This is a genomic window from Nocardia puris (genome assembly GCF_003315035.1).
In the GTDB taxonomy this organism is placed as follows: domain Bacteria; phylum Actinomycetota; class Actinomycetes; order Mycobacteriales; family Mycobacteriaceae; genus Nocardia; species Nocardia puris.
The window spans coordinates 243959-258081 of record NZ_QNRE01000011.1; the positions used below are offsets into that span (position 1 = coordinate 243959).

The window sequence follows — 14123 nt, forward strand, 5'->3', positions numbered from 1 at the left end:
GCTACTCCATGCCGAGGAAGTCGGCCATGGCGTCGGCGGCGCGGGCGGCACGGTCTCGTCGTCCTGGGCGGTCCGCGAGGCGGCGCTGTAGTTCGTGGTCTCCGAGGTTGGCCAGTTTTCTTGCGCTGCTGAGGAGTTGCTCGGCTTCGATGTCGAGGGCGGTTGCGATATCGTCGAGTTGCTCGACGCTCATCGTGCGCTCGTTGTTCTCCAGCCGTTCATAGACGTGCTTCGCGAATCCGGTGCGGCGGCGCATCTCCTGGATGGACAGGTCTGCCGCTTGGCGTGCGTCGTACACGGCGACTGCCAGCGCCATGTTCAGCCTACCTCTGCGCGCCATCCGAATACCCTAACCGCCAGTAGCTTTCTCGGTGTTCTGGGACGTCTATCGGACGATCAGTTACCAAAGTCCCCTAATGAGCAAACCAACCTTGCGGTACCACCAAATGGGGGTATATCGTCCCTGCTCAAGTGTTCAATTAACCGGAACATGGTCAGTTTAATCGCGACGAACGGCCTTCGGGGGAGGCTCGCAAGCCGCGGCTGGTTTGCAGGGGTGAAGCGTGGACGGTGTGCGTCAGGACGGCAGTCGCTGGGAGTTGCCTGATGATCGGGATGTCCCGGTCTCGGTGGTCGTGGTGGACGCCATGCGGCGGGGGGTGTCGGGGTTGCGGGTAGCGGAGTCGCTAGATGCCGACTTCTGCCATGAGCGTGCTCGGCTTGATCTTCAGTACTAGGCAGAGCTTGTACATCTGGTCCATCGTCATCGGCCGCTCGCCGCGTTCGAGTCGGCCGATGGTCTTCTGGTTCATTCCCACGAGGTCCGCGAGTTCTCCCTGGGAGTAGCCCTCGTGGATTCGTGCGGTGCGCAAATTGCGACCCAGCGCGCGATCCACGGCCTTCGCTGCCTCGTCGCGGAGGCGTTTGGTCTCCGCGTCGAGGACTTCTGTCCGCTGGCTCTCGTCGGCGGTGTCTGTACCCATACGGTCCATTTTGGGGACCGTATGGGCCTGAGCACAAGAGACCCACGTCATAGAACTGGCTTTCGAGTAGTGCCGAGCTAGGACCAAACTCGGTTAAAAAGAGACCGTTCGGGGTTGAAATAGGACCGAACGGGGTCTACGGTGATGATCATGGACCCCATCGACCGCAGCACAGCGGACGCGGTCCTGCTCGCCATCCGGCAAGCGGGCCAGACGCAGAAGGCAGTACGCGTCGCCGTCGGCATCCCGCCGACCACCTGGCGCAACCGAGTCCGAGGCATCCGATCCTTCCGTGCCCACGAACTCGTGCGTATCGCCAGGCACCTCCACATCCCGCCCGGACGCTTCCTCGACGACCTGGTGGAGAGCGTGCGATGAGTCAGCCCACGCGTCCGCGTGTCGATCCCGCCATGCAGGCATGGATCGACGAGCAGAAGAAGCACTTTCGCCCCGACGATCTCGACGCCGCGGTGCGAGCGATGCGCTCGATCCGCCGCCAGCGCGCGCAGCACGAGTCCGAATCCGCTGCCGCATGACTCCACGAAGAAGGCCCGCCGAGATGCACCTCGACGGGCCGCGAACACCCACCCCCTAGGAGAGAAGATGCTCAACCCCCAGCGTACCGCCGCCCTGGCGGTCGCCGCGTTCGCCACTCTCGGCGTCACCGCGTGCGACCCCGCGGTCGACGGTGCCGCGGTCCCCACGTCGACGCCGATCGAGGCGCCCGGCCTGTGGATCGCCCCCACCACTGCGGCGCCCGCCGCGCGCACCATCGACCCGTACCGCTCGAACGGCACCTGGCTGGTGCCGGACGAGATCGCGCCCGGCAACTACAAGGCGCTGCCGACGAACGGGTCCGGATACCTCGAGGTGTGCGCCGACATCACCTGCCAGATCGACCTGGACGGTGACGACACCACCGGCCTCATCTCCAACGAGTTCCTCACCGGGCCCGGCTACGTGACCATCCCGGCGCACGCGTTCTCCGTCGAGCTCGACGGCATCGAACTGGTAGCGATCCCGTGACCGAAGTGATGCCGCGCATGGCGAACGGCGTGGAGATCGGCCCGGCGGACTGGGAGAGGGTCTTGCGGGCGCTGTTCGGGCTGACCCCGGCGGCCGCGACGGACCTGCTCGTCACGGCCGAGGCGCGTCTGGCAGTCAGGAGCGCGGACCCGGAGTCGCGCGCCGCACGCTGCCGCCACACCTACGAGCGCCTGGAGGCGGGGCTCGCGCGCGACGGGAAGCTGACGGGCAGTGCGGTCGACCGCGCTGCCCGGGTGTTCGAGCGCGAGCGCGAGCTGTCGAGGCAGCGGGAGCGGGGGGCGGCGTGATGATCTCGTTGCGCGCCCGGCGGCGCGCGTTCGACGCGGCGGACGGCTGGATCCCGTTCCTCGCCGAACTGATCGGGCCGACGATCCTGATGCTGGTGATGTTCGCGTTCGCGGTGGGGTGGGTCCGGTGACCGCCGTCCGGCGCGACGCGAACAGCATCGAGCACCTCGACCACGATCCCGCGTGCGAGTCCGGCGACCACGATCCCGATGTCCCGCGCGCGGACTACTGGATCGACAGCCACGGCTGCCACCAGGCTTTCTGGTGCGCGGCCTGCGTCGAGAACGGACGCGAAGGCTTCCGCCGGCATGAGTCGATGATGTGCCGCAAGTGCGGCCGCGTCTTCAAGCGCTTCGCTGCGGGCCTGAAGGTGGTGCCGCTGCGATGAGCGATCCCGACACCACCCCGCTGCCCCGGCAGGCGATCTCGGCGATCGCTGACCGCGTCGAAACGCTGATGCAGATCTACGGCGAGCTGGCCCTCGGGTATCCGCTGGCGGAGTCCGTCGAGGACGCCGAGCTGGTGGCGGGGTGGCTGTCGGTCGCGGAGCGCGCCGCCGCGCTGGTCCTGCAACTACGCGGCGGCGTGGAATCGCCGCTCCCCCAAGAGTTCCCCCGCCCTGGGGGATCGTGACCGCCCGCCCGGCGGTGTGTCTCGACCTGCCGGGCAGGGCGGCCACTCCAACCGCACAACCTCCCGCCCGCGGGGCGGGCCCGAACGACCGCAATTCGCTCGGGACCGCCCGCAGGGCACCCTACCGAAAGGTTCGACATGCCCTCCTCGATCCACCTCCCCTGCCTCGTCCACGGCATCACCGTCCGGCACAGCTACTCCAACGACGACGACATCACTGTGGTGTTCGGCAAGCTCGCGACGGCCTACCTGGAGCGCGCCGACGCGCACAGCCTCCTGACGCAGCTCGCCACCGCGCTCGGCACGGTGCCGCCGGAACCGCTGCGCGACCTCGCCGAGGTGCTGCACGACCTCGAGTTCGCCGGTGCCACCACCGTGGCCGACACCATCCGCGACGCCCTGACCGCGCTCGGCCTGTCGCTGCCGGAGTACACACCCGCGCTCGAGAAGTCGGAGACGACGCCGTGCTGATCGCCGCCATCTGCGACGTCCTCGTCCGCGTGGCCTGGATGCCCGTCGCGGCGTTCATCACCGTCAGCGTCCCCTACCTGTACCTCCGAAACGTGATCGCTGAGAGGCGAAACCACATGCACGACAACACTTTTACTCCCGTCCGTGGCTGGCTGTCGGTGTACGACGACGCCGCCAACCGCCGCCGCCAGCTCACCTCCGTGCTGCGGGAGGAGAACGAACGGCTCCACCCCTACGGTCCGCCGCCGCGCGGCGTCGACGAGGACCGGTGGGCCGAACTGACCGAGTCCGTGGAGATCTCGGCCGCGATGGTCGGGCACCGGCTGGAGGCGTGGCAGGTCCGCACCATGGCCGCGGCCATCGCCGACCGCGTCCTCGTCGACACCGCACAGCTGGCAGCGGTGACGCGATGACCAGCGAGAAGAGGCGGGAGCGGCACTTCGAGCTCACCGACGAAACCACCGTGCAAGACGGCATCACCCTGCACCGGATCCGCGCCACCCGCGCTCTCCCGGAACACGGTGTGCGCGCGGGCGACCTCGGGGGATGGGTCGCCCAAGCCGTGAACATCTTGGGGGACTACGCCTGGATCGATGCCGAAGCACGGGTATGGGGCTGCGCGGAGATCAAGGGTCACGCGCTCGTCTGCGGAAGAGCCTGCGTTTACGACCACGCCCTGATCGATGGGAACGCGAGGGTGGCCAGTCACGCGCACGTCCGGGGATACGCCATCGTCCGGGACAACGCACGCGTCGACGGCCGAGCAGTCGTGGAGGATGCCGCGGTCGTCAGTGAACAGGCCCGAGTGCTCGGGTATGTCGCGGGCAACGCTGATGTCGACGGCATCGCGCACCTCGGTCCGACCGCGTACGTGACCAGCAGCCAGGACGTGTTGACGGTGTCACCGCTCGGCTCCGAGAACAGCGACGCGACGCTGTACCGCACGAAGGACAACGGCCATATCCTCACGGTCGGCTGCTGGTCCGGACGCATCGGCGAGCTTGCCGCAGAGGTGAAACGGCGCGCCGAGGGATGGGCAGCGCCGGAGTTCGCCACCGCCCGGTGGATCGCCGAGTACGAGGCGCTCGCCGCGTTGTGCCGCATCCGCATCGCGATGTGGACACCGCAGCCCGGGCAGAGCGGGGTGGCGCGATGACGATCCCCGACCTGGACACCGAGCTCGCGCGGCCGGCCGAGCTCGATCCCAGGTTCGCGGCCGCGGCGGACCGGTGGGTGACGCGGCTCGCGGCCACCGACCCCGACCCGACCGCCGCGCGCCGCGAGGTGCGAGCGATGCTCGGGCTCGACGGGGCACCGATGCGCACCGTGCGCACCGGGAACCGTTCGTGGCCATCGGATCTCGGCAAGCAGGCGGGAAAGGCGAAGCCGGAGCCCGCGTCGCCGGAGGAGTCGGCCCGGCGACTCGCGAGCGACCCGGACTGGCGCACCAAAGCCCGCTGCCACGGCGCCGACGGCGAGCTGTGGTTCCCCTTCAGCGAAAACGACGACGCCGAATCGGCGCGCCGCATGTGCTTCAAGTGCCCAGTCATCGAGAACTGCGCCGCGCACGCGTTGGTGACCGGCGTGACCACCGGGATCTGGGCAGGGCACCGGATGGAAGTGGTCGCCGAACGCGACGCGCTGCGCAAGAAGTTCGGGCTCGAACCGGCAGGCCTCACCCACATGTGCGGGACGTGCGGTGACGAGTTCCGGACATCGGCCAGCGTGCGCAGCGTCCGGATCTGCCCGTCGTGCCGCACGGACCGGGTAGCGCCCGACGCGGTCCGCGATCACATCGCGCTGCTGCGGTCGGCTGGCTGGACGCTCGGCGAGATCGCGGCCACGGTCGGGCTCGACGCGGCGGCGCTCAAGGCCATCGTGTACGGCAGCACCAAGACGGTGCCGCGGGCGCTGGTAGCCAAGATGCTCGCGATCCCGGTGACCGAGAGCCTCGGCGGTGTGCGCGAGCACATCGCGCTGCTCGTGCGGGCTGGTGCTTCCCACACCGCGATCGCGCTCGAGCTGGACGCGTCGGTCCAGGCTGTCGCGTCGCTGGCGTCTCATCCGGGGCGCGGACGGTCACCGCTGATCGACCGCATCTACCAGCTCACCCCGGAGTGGGCGGCCACGCAGCAGCACGACGCGGTCCTGCGGGCGCTCGTCGAGGAGGGGCGCGCGCACCTGCTGGCCCTCCGCGACCGCGGGTGGAAGCTGAAGCAGGTCATCGCCCGCACCCAGTGCACGCGCACGCAGATCGAGCTCGTGTCGCGGGGTGTGGTGCCCGGTGTGCGGGCGGCGACGGTCGCCGCGATCAAGGCGATCGGGCTCGACGAGGTCGCGCCATGACCGCCCCAACGGCGCCGGGCATCTACCGGAACGTGCCCGAAGCGATCTACCACGGCGACCGCGCCAGTATCTCGTCATCGCAGGCGCGGCGCCTGCTCGAGGTGACGCCGTACCGGTGGCGCGCCGAGCTGGACCGGCCGCGCAAGCCGAGCACGGACATGGAGTGGGGGACCGCCCTGCACACCCTCGTCCTCGGCACCGGCGCGTACGTGGTGGACACCGGTGCCGAGAAGTGGACGACCAACGCCGTCAAGGACGAGGTCGCCGAGATCCGTAGGCGCGGGCATATCCCGCTGCGCCCCAAGGATTTCGACGCCGTGCACGAAGCCGCCGAAGCGGTCCGCGCGCACGACCGCGCAGCCGAGATCCTCGCCGAGGGCGAGCCGGAGTTGTCGGCGTGGGCACCCGACTACTACACGGGCGTGATGATGCGGGCCCGCTTCGACTGGCTGCGGTGGGTCACCCCGACATCGGTGCGCGTCGCCGATGTGAAGAAGTCCGCTGAGGTCACCCTGGAGGGTTTCCGCTGGTCGGTCGGCAAGTTCGGCTACCACGCACAGCAGGACTGGTACGAAACCGTGCTCGACCTCCTCGGTATCCGCGTCCTCGGATTCGAGTTCATCGTCGTCACCAGCGAACCGCCACACGAGGTGTACGTCGTTGAACTCCCGCCCCGCGCCGCCGACCTCGGCCGACTGCGGAACCGGCACGCCCTGGACATCTACGCCGAATGCACCGCGCTGGACGAGTGGCCCACCACACCCAGCGGCACGACCCTGCTCGATCTCCCCGAAACCTATTACCGCCGAGAGGAATACATCTCATGACCGAACTCGAACTGGTCGACCACCACCACTCCCTGCCCGCGCGTATGGGCACCGCGGACGCCGCGCTGGAGATGCTGCTAGCGCACGACCGCGTGATGGGCGTCGCGCACAAACTCGCCAAGAACATGGTGAACACCGCGCTGGTGCCCGTCGCCTACCGCGGCAAGGCCGAGGATGCGACCGCCGCCATCCTGTACGGCGCAGAGCTGGGGCTCTCGCCGATCCAATCGCTGCAGAACGTCGTCAACATTCACGGCCGCCCGTCGCTCGAGGCGCGCACCATGGTCGCGCTGCTCCAGGCCAAGGGATATCGGTTCCGCACCGTCGAGTCGACCGACGAGTCCGTGACCGTGGAGTGCACGACACCCGACGGCCGGACCGAGCCGTCGACGTGGACGATCGACCGGGCCAAGAAGGCGGGATACGTCTCGACGTGGGACGAGGCGAAGGGCGACTGGGTCCGCAACGACCGCGGCAAGATCGTCGGCAACACCAAGTACCACACCGACCCGCGCGCGATGCTGTGGGCGAAGGCCGCCGCCGAGCTGGCCCGCCATCTGGCGCCCGACGTGCTGCTCGGCATCGCCTACACGCGTGAGGATCTGGAGTCCGAGCCAGAACCGGACCCCGCCCCCGTGCGCGCCACCAGCGAGCGCCTGGACCGCCCCGCCCCCGCGGCGACGGCGGGGCCGGCCACCGTGCAGGACTGGACGCCGCCCGCGCCGGAGGACGGTTCTACTGCCGTAGTAAGTGAGCCGACCGCCGAAACCCCTGAATCGGATTCCGAGCCGGAAACACCGCAGGGCGCCGCGCCCACCTCGCTGCAGGGGCGGCGGACGAAGAAGTCCGAACTCGACGAGATCGGCGACCTCATGGACGCCCTCAAGCTGGAGGAGCGCGCGGACCGGCAGCGACTGGTCCGCGAAATGCTCGGCGACGACACCATCACGGCGAACACGATGAACCCCGAGCAGCGCGGCTACGTGCTGACCGAGCTGCGGGGCCTCGTCGCGCAGCGGCGCGCCGACGCGGCCGCCTCCGCTGAGGAGCAGGGGGATGGCCAGTGACCCCGATCGTGTTCCTCGACACCGAAACCACAGGCCTGCACGCGGATAGGCGCGCGTGGGACATCGCCATGATCCGCCGCGACGCAGACGGACATCAGCGCGAGCTGCAGATGTTCGTCGACGTCGACCTGTCCTCGGCGAACCTGCGCAGCCTTCACATCGGCCGGTTCTACGACCGGCACCCGCTGTACAACCGTGCGGACGGCCAGTTCTACACGGAGTCCGCAGCCGCCTACAGCGTGGAGGAGTGGACGCGCGGCGCGCACATCGTCGGCGCCGTACCGAATTTCGACACCGAGTGCCTTGCCGCGATGCTCCGGCGCCACAGGCTGTGCCCGGCCTGGCACTTCCATCTGATCGACGTGGAGGCGCTGATGGTCGGCTACCTCCACGGCCAGGCCACCGTCGCCGAGCGCGCTCCGGCCGTGTTCGGGGCCGATCCGACGGCGCAGCTGCTCCGCGATCACGCGACGGTGCCGTGGAAGTCCGACGACTTGTCCCGCGCGATCGGTGTGGAACCGCCCGTCGAGGGCGAGCGGCACACCGCGATGGGTGATGCCCGCTGGTGCATGCGGATCTGGGACAAGATCACCGCCGGGGGTGCCCAGTGAGCGCCGCCGACCAGCACCGCGCCGCCGCCGAGAACTACCTGCGCCGCGGCTACGAGGAAGACGCCGATTTCGCCGAGCTGCTCGTCTCGATGGCGAACGCCAGCGCCCTGCTCGCGATCGAGGCCCGCCTCGGCGAACTCGTCGACCAGCAGCGAATCGGGAACGCGCTCGCCGGGACCGGCCGCATGGGCGTCTTCAACTCCGACAGCGAGATCCTGCCCGCCCGCCGGGCCGTGCGCCGACTGCTCGGCCTCGACCCCGCCGAACCGAAGGAGGAGTAGCGGTGGCAACCCTGTTAGTGGTCGGGACGCCCGACATGCGGATGGCGCTCACCTCGGTGCTCGCCCACATCTCCACCGACAAAGAGGACACGACCCTGCACCGGGTCCGGCTCACGTTCGACCGCGCGCACCTCACGGTCACCGCGACCGACCGCATCACCATGGCGCTCGCGATCGTGTCCGTGTGGCAGAACGACCAATCCGAGCCCGTGGTCGTCGAGCTGCTGCCCGACGACGCGAGGAAAATCCTGAACGTGTTCAAGGAGGGGCAGCGCGGTGGCGGCGACGACGGTCCCGAGTACCGGCTCCGCCTCGAGGTCGACGACGAGCGGATCACCGCGACCGACTGCTCCGGATTGATCGACGGCCGGTCGCTGACACTGCCGCGCCTGGCCACCGAAGACGCCCTCGCCGCGGTGGCCGCCCGCGTCGCCGAGGTGCACGACGGCCAGACGGCCGCGCTGCTCGACATCACCGTCTCCGGTGACAGCCTGGCGAGGTTCAAGGTGGCGGCAAAGACGTACGGGTCGCTGCTGACGTTCGAGCCGCGCGAACACGGCATGCTGCTCGTCCGCTGCGGCGAGAGCTTCCTCGGCCTCATGTACTCGCGGCGCCTGGACCTCGTGATGCGCGAGCAGCTCGACGACTACACACAGGGGTGGTCGGCGCGGCTGCCTTCGATCGTCGCGGCGGGCGGTGACGCGGCATGACCGAGCACATCGACGTGGACCTGGCCGACCCCGGCTCGCGCAGCGCGTTCACCGACCGGCTGCGCTACTCGGCGATCAGGATCGACATCGGCCTCGACCCGGATCACCCCGACCAGGTGTTCACCAACGTCGCACGGAGCAGCGGCAGGCCGATCTGCCTGAAAGTGGCCGGGCTCGCCCTGATGGAGGTCGCCGAGGAGATGATCCGTCGGCACGACGCGAACGGGCACTGCTCGTGACGCCCCGACTAGCCGGGGTGGCGTAGTGGCGGGTGTGGGCGCGGACGAAGCGCGCCCACACATCGTCGAGATGCTCGATGCCCTGCGACGGCAGGAAGAAGCCCTGCGGGTCAGCAAGCCCCGGTACATGGTGCTGGCCCGCAAACACGGCCTGAGCGAGGCGGAGATCGCCGAATTGCTCGGCATGTCGGAATCGGGTGTGCGCGCGGCGATCCGCCGCGCTGACGGCACACCCGGCATGGAAATCGGAGGTGCCCTATGAGCGGCGACAGGTTCGACGTCTCGACCGACGGTTACTTCGCAATCCTCCCGGAATGGCTGCTCTACGCGGATGTGTCCGACCGCGCAGTCAGGTTGTACGCGATCCTGCGCCGGTACGCAGAAGGCGCGAGCGAGCGGCCCTCGCGCGCGACGATCGCCGCGCGCATGCGCACCAGCGTCAAGTCTGTCGACCGTGCGCTGCGCGAGCTCGAGGAGCTCGGGGCGGTCACGATCCGGCACCGCTGGGCCGACACCAAGGGGACCGAGTTTGTGTGGGAGCGCGACGCCGAACACCCTGTCAAGGCCCCTTCCTGCTACGTGCTGCACAACTCCCCGGCTCGAAATCCCGAGGGGGGTAGGGACACCGGTGTCCCTACGGGTACGGACAGCCCTGTCCCTACGGGTAGGGACACCAGTGACGCCACCGTAGGGACACCGGTGTCCCCAGGGGTAGGGACACCGGTGACGCAACCGGTAGGGACACCGGTGACGCATATTCCTATAGAGAGAGAAAGAGAAAGTGTTGAGAGCGCACGGCCTTCGGCCGGCGGCGCGCCCACGGACAAATCCAGTCGCAAACGACCCGCCATCCGACTCCCCGCTGACTGGCAGCCCACCGAAGCCCACGCCCTCGTCGCAGCCGAGCGCGGCGTCGACCTCGAAACCGAAGCCCGCGCGTTCCGTCTCCACGCCCAGGCGCACGACCGGCGCGTCGTGGTCTGGCACGCAGCGTTTCACCAGTGGCTGCTCAAAGCCCGACCCGCACCGCGCGCCGTCGCCGCCGGTGTCCGCGGAGGGCGAGCATGGCAGGACTGACCACCGGCGAGCAGCAGGCCTACGACGTCACCGCCGAACGGGCGCTGATCGGCGTCACCCTGCTGTCCCCGGACGTTGTGCGCGCCGCGTTCCTGTCCGTCGGCGCCGAGGACTGGTACACGCCCGCACTGCGTGACATCGCCGCCGTCATCCGCGGCCTGATGCTGCGCGACCACGCCGTCGACCCGAACACCGTGCTCGTCGAGGCGCAGGCCCGCGGCCTCGTCCCCGGCAAGATCAGCCCCGTCGTGCTGATCGAGTGCCAGCAGTCGGCAGGCCTGCCCGAATCGGCACCCCTGCTCGCGCAACGCATCCGCGACCTGTCCGCAGCCCGGAAACTGTCGGAGGCGGCGCTGCGGCTGGCGCAGCGCATGGAGTCGGCGTGGACGTCGGGCATCGAGTCCGTCGACATCGCCGCCGCCGTCGCCGAAGCGCGCCGCGCCTGCGACGACGCCGAACGCATCGCCGCCGACCTCACCAGCGACCCGCCCATGGACATGGGCGCGTTCCTGGAGATCGAGGACACCCGGTCCTGGCTGATCCCCGGCCTGCTGGAACGTGCCGAGCGGATCGTGCTGACCGGCGCCGAGGGCGGCGGCAAATCAGTGCTCACCAGCCAGCTCGCCGTGTGCATGGCCGCCGGGCTGCACCCGTTCACCGCGGAGCCGCTCGGCGCCGGTCAGCACGGGATCCGGGTCCTCGTCGTCGACTGCGAGAACTCCGCGCCGCAGTCGCGGCGCCGGTTCCGGTGGGTGATCGGGCTGGCCGACGCCGCACGCCACCAGCGTGGCCTGTCCCCGGTCAGCTGGGGCGAGCAGATGTTCATCGACATGCGGCCCGCCGGTATCGACCTGCTGCGCGGGCAGGACACGGCGTGGCTCGAGCGGGCGATCACCGCGGTCGCACCAGACCTGCTCGTCCTCGGCCCGCTTTACAAGCTGCACCACGAGAACCCGTCCGACGAGACCGCCGCCCGCGAACTCGTCTGGATCCTCGACACTCTGCGCGAGCGGCACGGTTTCGCGCTGCTGACCGAGGCGCACGCGGGCAACGCGTCCGACCTCAACGGTGACCGCATGATGCGGCCCCTCGGCAGCTCGCTGTTCCGGCGCTGGCCCGAGTTCGGGTTCGGGCTCCGGCGCGCGAAGAACGACCCGGGCGGGCCCCGCGCCGAACTCGTCGACGTCGTCTCCTGGCGCGGCTCCCGCGAAGAACGCGCCTGGCCGTCCCAACTGCAGCACTCCCACGTCCTGCCGTGGATGCCCGCCGACCCCGACTACTACCTGCAACTCCCCAGAACCCGCTGACCCCCAACCCAACCCGCAAGGAGAGAATCGAAATGCCCTGGCTCCTCACAATTTCCATCATCCTGGTGCTCGTCGCCGCGTTCTTCGCGAACGCGCGCCGCGTGCTGCGGAACCGCTCGAACGCCGACGCCCTGACCGACGAGATCGGCATCGCCACGTTCACCGCGGCCGCCGCCGGCGTGCTGGCCGTCCTGCTGCTCGGCTGGTCCTGCGTCACCATGGTGTCCACCCGCAACGTCGGCATCATCACCAGTTTCAACAAGCCGGTCGGGACGCTCAGCAACGGCCTGCACCTGAAATGGCCGTGGCAGAAGGTTCCCGAGCTGACCGGCTCGATCCAGACCGACAACCACGTCGGCGGCTGGGCCGACGGCCGCTGCGACGGCAGCACCCCCGTCCGCCTCGCCAACAACAGCACCGCGTGCGTCGACCACACCGTCCGCTGGCGCATCGTCCCCGACGCCGGCGACACCCTGTACCGCGACTACCGCGACGACAACACGATCCGCGACAGCCTGGTTACCCGCGAGCTCAACGCCACCCTCAACGCCGTGTTCTCCGGCTACGACCCGCTCGACCCGAAGGCGCTCGAGGGCCCGAACCTCACCGAGTTGTCGGAGACCGTGACGACCCGGCTCCGGGACAAGATCGGCACCCAGATCGACGTGCAGAACGTGATCATCAGCATCGTCCATTTCGATGCCACCACCCAGGACCGCATCAACGCGCTGCAGGCGCAGATCGCGAACACTCGCATCGCCGAGGAATCCCAGCGCACCGCCGAAGCGCAGGCCGAGGCGAACCGGGCCCTCGCGTCGTCGGTCAGCGCCGACCCCAACGTCCTCGTCGCCCGCTGCCTCGAACTGGTCAACTCCGGCAAGTCGCTGCCCGCGGGATTCCAGTGCTGGCCGGGAACCGCTGTGCCGCTTGCGAACCCGATCCGGTGACCGTCATGCCTGACCACATCGACCAAATCGTCGACTGGCAGATCGCCCAGGGCCGCGCCCGCGGCGAATACCCGATCCACCCCAAGGTCGACCTGCCCTCCGTCGAGGTGGTTCCACCGATCGACTCGTCGGCGATGATCGACTTCTTCGCCCGCCTCGCAACCACATTCGCGGCAGTGCGCAGCGCCCTCAGCCTGAATGGCAACCACCATGGCTGACCCGATCACCCTCACCGCAGACGAACGCGCTCTCCTCCGCGTGATCCATCACGACCTCGGCTACTGGGTCGCCTGGCCAGACCACGCCTGGGTCCACAACCGCGACGGCACCGCGGCCGGTGGCGGCGGAGGCTTCTGGCGCCAGTGGACCCGCAACGGCGTCCAAGGCACCTGGCACGAATGGCTGGTCGCCGCAACCAAACCCGACGGCACCCCAACCCGCTGGCACCGCGGCAAGCTCCTGCGCGAAGTCCGCATCAGCTACGCCCGCCTCACCCGCTGGTGCGAATCCCTACCCGCCCCCGCCATCGCCCAGGCCCGCGCCTACTGGAACCCCAGCCACCGCGACATCGACGCCCTCAACCGCCTCGTCCTGGCCCTCCTCGCCGACCCCGCCCCGCCACCACCGCCATATGAACTGACCCTGTTCGACCTCCCGCAGGAGCCCGCCCATGCCTGACCAGACCCTCACCGACGACCACCTGCGCCAGATCGCCCACGGCCAGGAACGCCCCACACTCGCGACGACGCACCGGATCGCTGCCGAACTGGTCACCGCCCGCGACTCCCTGCGCGAGGCGCGTGAGCGGCTCGCCGCATTCGAGGGCCGGGTGTGGTCGGATCTGGCCCCGCCCGGCGGGTGGGTGTGCGCGGTGTGCGGTGTGCCGGTGGAGTCCGAGCCGTGCTCCGAGCACGAGCCGCCCGCAGTCCGGCTCGAGCTGGCTGAGGCGTGGATCGCGCACCTGGAGGGCGCCTACGGCATCCCCGCCGATGCGCGGGAGCGGTGGATGCGCCTGCGCGCCGCTGGAGCGCTCGAAACCACGGGGCAGCGGGGCGGCAAATCCGCCGCCCCTGTGCTGACCGTCGCCGAGCTGGAGCGGCTCCGGCGGGTGATGCTCGCCTCGTACGGCGGGATCGAACCAGCCGCCGACCTCGAGCCGCGCCTCGCGCACTTCGCGCTCGAGCCGGATGGCGGCCTGATCGACGTGATCGACCTCGCCACCACCCTGGCGCGCCGCGTCGAGGAGCTGGAGCAGCGGGCCCTGGACTCGATGCCCGCGGGCGTCGACCA

General features: G+C 69.6%; 26 protein-coding genes. 24 read left to right on the forward strand and 2 right to left on the reverse strand.

Features of this window, described 5'->3' with window-relative positions; genetic code table 11:
* Position 1 precedes the first annotated feature (1 nt).
* Both DFR74_RS24990 and DFR74_RS24995 read right to left on the reverse strand, forming a co-directional pair.
* Positions 2-316 (reverse strand): helix-turn-helix domain-containing protein, encoded by a 315-nt coding sequence (locus tag DFR74_RS24990; protein ID WP_067505178.1) that lies wholly within the window; start codon positions 314-316, stop codon positions 2-4.
* A 370-nt stretch (positions 317-686) separates the two neighbouring features.
* Positions 687-983 (reverse strand): helix-turn-helix transcriptional regulator, encoded by a 297-nt coding sequence (locus DFR74_RS24995; protein WP_113975272.1) that lies wholly within the window; start codon positions 981-983, stop codon positions 687-689.
* A gap of 150 nt (positions 984-1133) precedes the next feature.
* Between DFR74_RS24995 and DFR74_RS25000 the strand changes: the two genes are divergently transcribed.
* The 24 genes from DFR74_RS25000 to DFR74_RS25100 all read left to right on the forward strand — a co-directional run.
* Positions 1134-1361 (forward strand): helix-turn-helix domain-containing protein, encoded by a 228-nt coding sequence (locus DFR74_RS25000; protein WP_147265913.1) that lies wholly within the window; start codon positions 1134-1136, stop codon positions 1359-1361.
* The gene (locus DFR74_RS36185; protein ID WP_157115806.1) at positions 1358-1519 is read left to right on the forward strand and encodes a hypothetical protein; all 162 of its coding nucleotides are present in this window, start codon (positions 1358-1360) and stop codon (positions 1517-1519) included. Before DFR74_RS25000 ends, DFR74_RS36185 begins: the two co-directional genes overlap by 4 nt.
* A 67-nt stretch (positions 1520-1586) precedes the next feature.
* Entirely contained in the window at positions 1587-2009 is a 423-nt protein-coding gene (locus DFR74_RS25005; protein ID WP_067505169.1) for a hypothetical protein, read from the forward strand.
* Positions 2006-2317, forward strand: a complete 312-nt coding sequence (locus DFR74_RS25010; protein ID WP_067505166.1) for a hypothetical protein — start codon at positions 2006-2008, stop codon at positions 2315-2317. Before DFR74_RS25005 ends, DFR74_RS25010 begins: the two co-directional genes overlap by 4 nt.
* The gene (locus DFR74_RS37675; RefSeq protein ID WP_267898923.1) at positions 2314-2448 is read left to right on the forward strand and encodes a hypothetical protein; all 135 of its coding nucleotides are present in this window, start codon (positions 2314-2316) and stop codon (positions 2446-2448) included. Before DFR74_RS25010 ends, DFR74_RS37675 begins: the two co-directional genes overlap by 4 nt.
* A complete protein-coding gene (locus DFR74_RS25015) occupies positions 2445-2705 on the forward strand; it encodes a hypothetical protein (RefSeq protein WP_147265914.1) in 261 nt (86 codons plus the stop codon). The genes DFR74_RS37675 and DFR74_RS25015 overlap by 4 nt, the downstream gene beginning before the upstream one ends.
* Positions 2702-2950 (forward strand): hypothetical protein, encoded by a 249-nt coding sequence (locus DFR74_RS25020; RefSeq protein ID WP_067505160.1) that lies wholly within the window; start codon positions 2702-2704, stop codon positions 2948-2950. Before DFR74_RS25015 ends, DFR74_RS25020 begins: the two co-directional genes overlap by 4 nt.
* 138 nt (positions 2951-3088) lie before the next feature.
* Positions 3089-3421: a hypothetical protein gene (locus tag DFR74_RS25025; protein WP_067505157.1), complete on the forward strand. Its 333-nt coding sequence runs from the start codon at positions 3089-3091 to the stop codon at positions 3419-3421.
* Positions 3415-3834, forward strand: a complete 420-nt coding sequence (locus tag DFR74_RS25030; protein ID WP_067505155.1) for a hypothetical protein — start codon at positions 3415-3417, stop codon at positions 3832-3834. The genes DFR74_RS25025 and DFR74_RS25030 overlap by 7 nt, the downstream gene beginning before the upstream one ends.
* The gene (locus DFR74_RS36190; protein WP_067505151.1) at positions 3831-4577 is read left to right on the forward strand and encodes a hypothetical protein; all 747 of its coding nucleotides are present in this window, start codon (positions 3831-3833) and stop codon (positions 4575-4577) included. Before DFR74_RS25030 ends, DFR74_RS36190 begins: the two co-directional genes overlap by 4 nt.
* Positions 4574-5767: a WhiB family transcriptional regulator gene (locus DFR74_RS25035; RefSeq protein WP_067505148.1), complete on the forward strand. Its 1194-nt coding sequence runs from the start codon at positions 4574-4576 to the stop codon at positions 5765-5767. Before DFR74_RS36190 ends, DFR74_RS25035 begins: the two co-directional genes overlap by 4 nt.
* Positions 5764-6594: a PD-(D/E)XK nuclease-like domain-containing protein gene (locus DFR74_RS25040; RefSeq protein ID WP_067505145.1), complete on the forward strand. Its 831-nt coding sequence runs from the start codon at positions 5764-5766 to the stop codon at positions 6592-6594. The genes DFR74_RS25035 and DFR74_RS25040 overlap by 4 nt, the downstream gene beginning before the upstream one ends.
* The gene (locus tag DFR74_RS25045) at positions 6591-7661 is read left to right on the forward strand and encodes a hypothetical protein (protein WP_067505142.1); all 1071 of its coding nucleotides are present in this window, start codon (positions 6591-6593) and stop codon (positions 7659-7661) included. The genes DFR74_RS25040 and DFR74_RS25045 overlap by 4 nt, the downstream gene beginning before the upstream one ends.
* On the forward strand, positions 7658-8272 hold the full coding sequence (locus DFR74_RS25050) for a 3'-5' exonuclease family protein (protein ID WP_067505138.1): 615 nt from the start codon (positions 7658-7660) through the stop codon (positions 8270-8272). The genes DFR74_RS25045 and DFR74_RS25050 overlap by 4 nt, the downstream gene beginning before the upstream one ends.
* On the forward strand, positions 8269-8553 hold the full coding sequence (locus tag DFR74_RS25055) for a hypothetical protein (protein WP_067505135.1): 285 nt from the start codon (positions 8269-8271) through the stop codon (positions 8551-8553). The genes DFR74_RS25050 and DFR74_RS25055 overlap by 4 nt, the downstream gene beginning before the upstream one ends.
* A 2-nt stretch (positions 8554-8555) precedes the next feature.
* Entirely contained in the window at positions 8556-9263 is a 708-nt protein-coding gene (locus DFR74_RS25060; RefSeq protein WP_147265915.1) for a hypothetical protein, read from the forward strand.
* A complete protein-coding gene (locus DFR74_RS25065) occupies positions 9260-9502 on the forward strand; it encodes a hypothetical protein (protein ID WP_067505129.1) in 243 nt (80 codons plus the stop codon). The genes DFR74_RS25060 and DFR74_RS25065 overlap by 4 nt, the downstream gene beginning before the upstream one ends.
* 34 nt (positions 9503-9536) lie before the next feature.
* A complete protein-coding gene (locus DFR74_RS25070; RefSeq protein ID WP_147265916.1) occupies positions 9537-9764 on the forward strand; it encodes a sigma factor-like helix-turn-helix DNA-binding protein in 228 nt (75 codons plus the stop codon).
* Positions 9761-10579: a helix-turn-helix domain-containing protein gene (locus tag DFR74_RS25075; protein WP_067505124.1), complete on the forward strand. Its 819-nt coding sequence runs from the start codon at positions 9761-9763 to the stop codon at positions 10577-10579. The genes DFR74_RS25070 and DFR74_RS25075 overlap by 4 nt, the downstream gene beginning before the upstream one ends.
* Complete coding sequence (locus DFR74_RS25080; RefSeq protein WP_067505121.1) at positions 10567-11886, forward strand: AAA family ATPase; 1320 nt, start codon at positions 10567-10569, stop codon at positions 11884-11886. The genes DFR74_RS25075 and DFR74_RS25080 overlap by 13 nt, the downstream gene beginning before the upstream one ends.
* A 32-nt stretch (positions 11887-11918) precedes the next feature.
* Entirely contained in the window at positions 11919-12833 is a 915-nt protein-coding gene (locus tag DFR74_RS25085) for an SPFH domain-containing protein (RefSeq protein WP_067505117.1), read from the forward strand.
* A gap of 5 nt (positions 12834-12838) precedes the next feature.
* Positions 12839-13051 (forward strand): hypothetical protein, encoded by a 213-nt coding sequence (locus DFR74_RS25090; RefSeq protein ID WP_147265917.1) that lies wholly within the window; start codon positions 12839-12841, stop codon positions 13049-13051.
* Entirely contained in the window at positions 13044-13511 is a 468-nt protein-coding gene (locus DFR74_RS25095) for a hypothetical protein (protein ID WP_067505110.1), read from the forward strand. Before DFR74_RS25090 ends, DFR74_RS25095 begins: the two co-directional genes overlap by 8 nt.
* Positions 13504-14123, forward strand: a 620-nt coding sequence (locus tag DFR74_RS25100) for a hypothetical protein (protein ID WP_147265918.1), incomplete at its 3' end; no start/stop codon positions are given. The genes DFR74_RS25095 and DFR74_RS25100, both read left to right, overlap by 8 nt.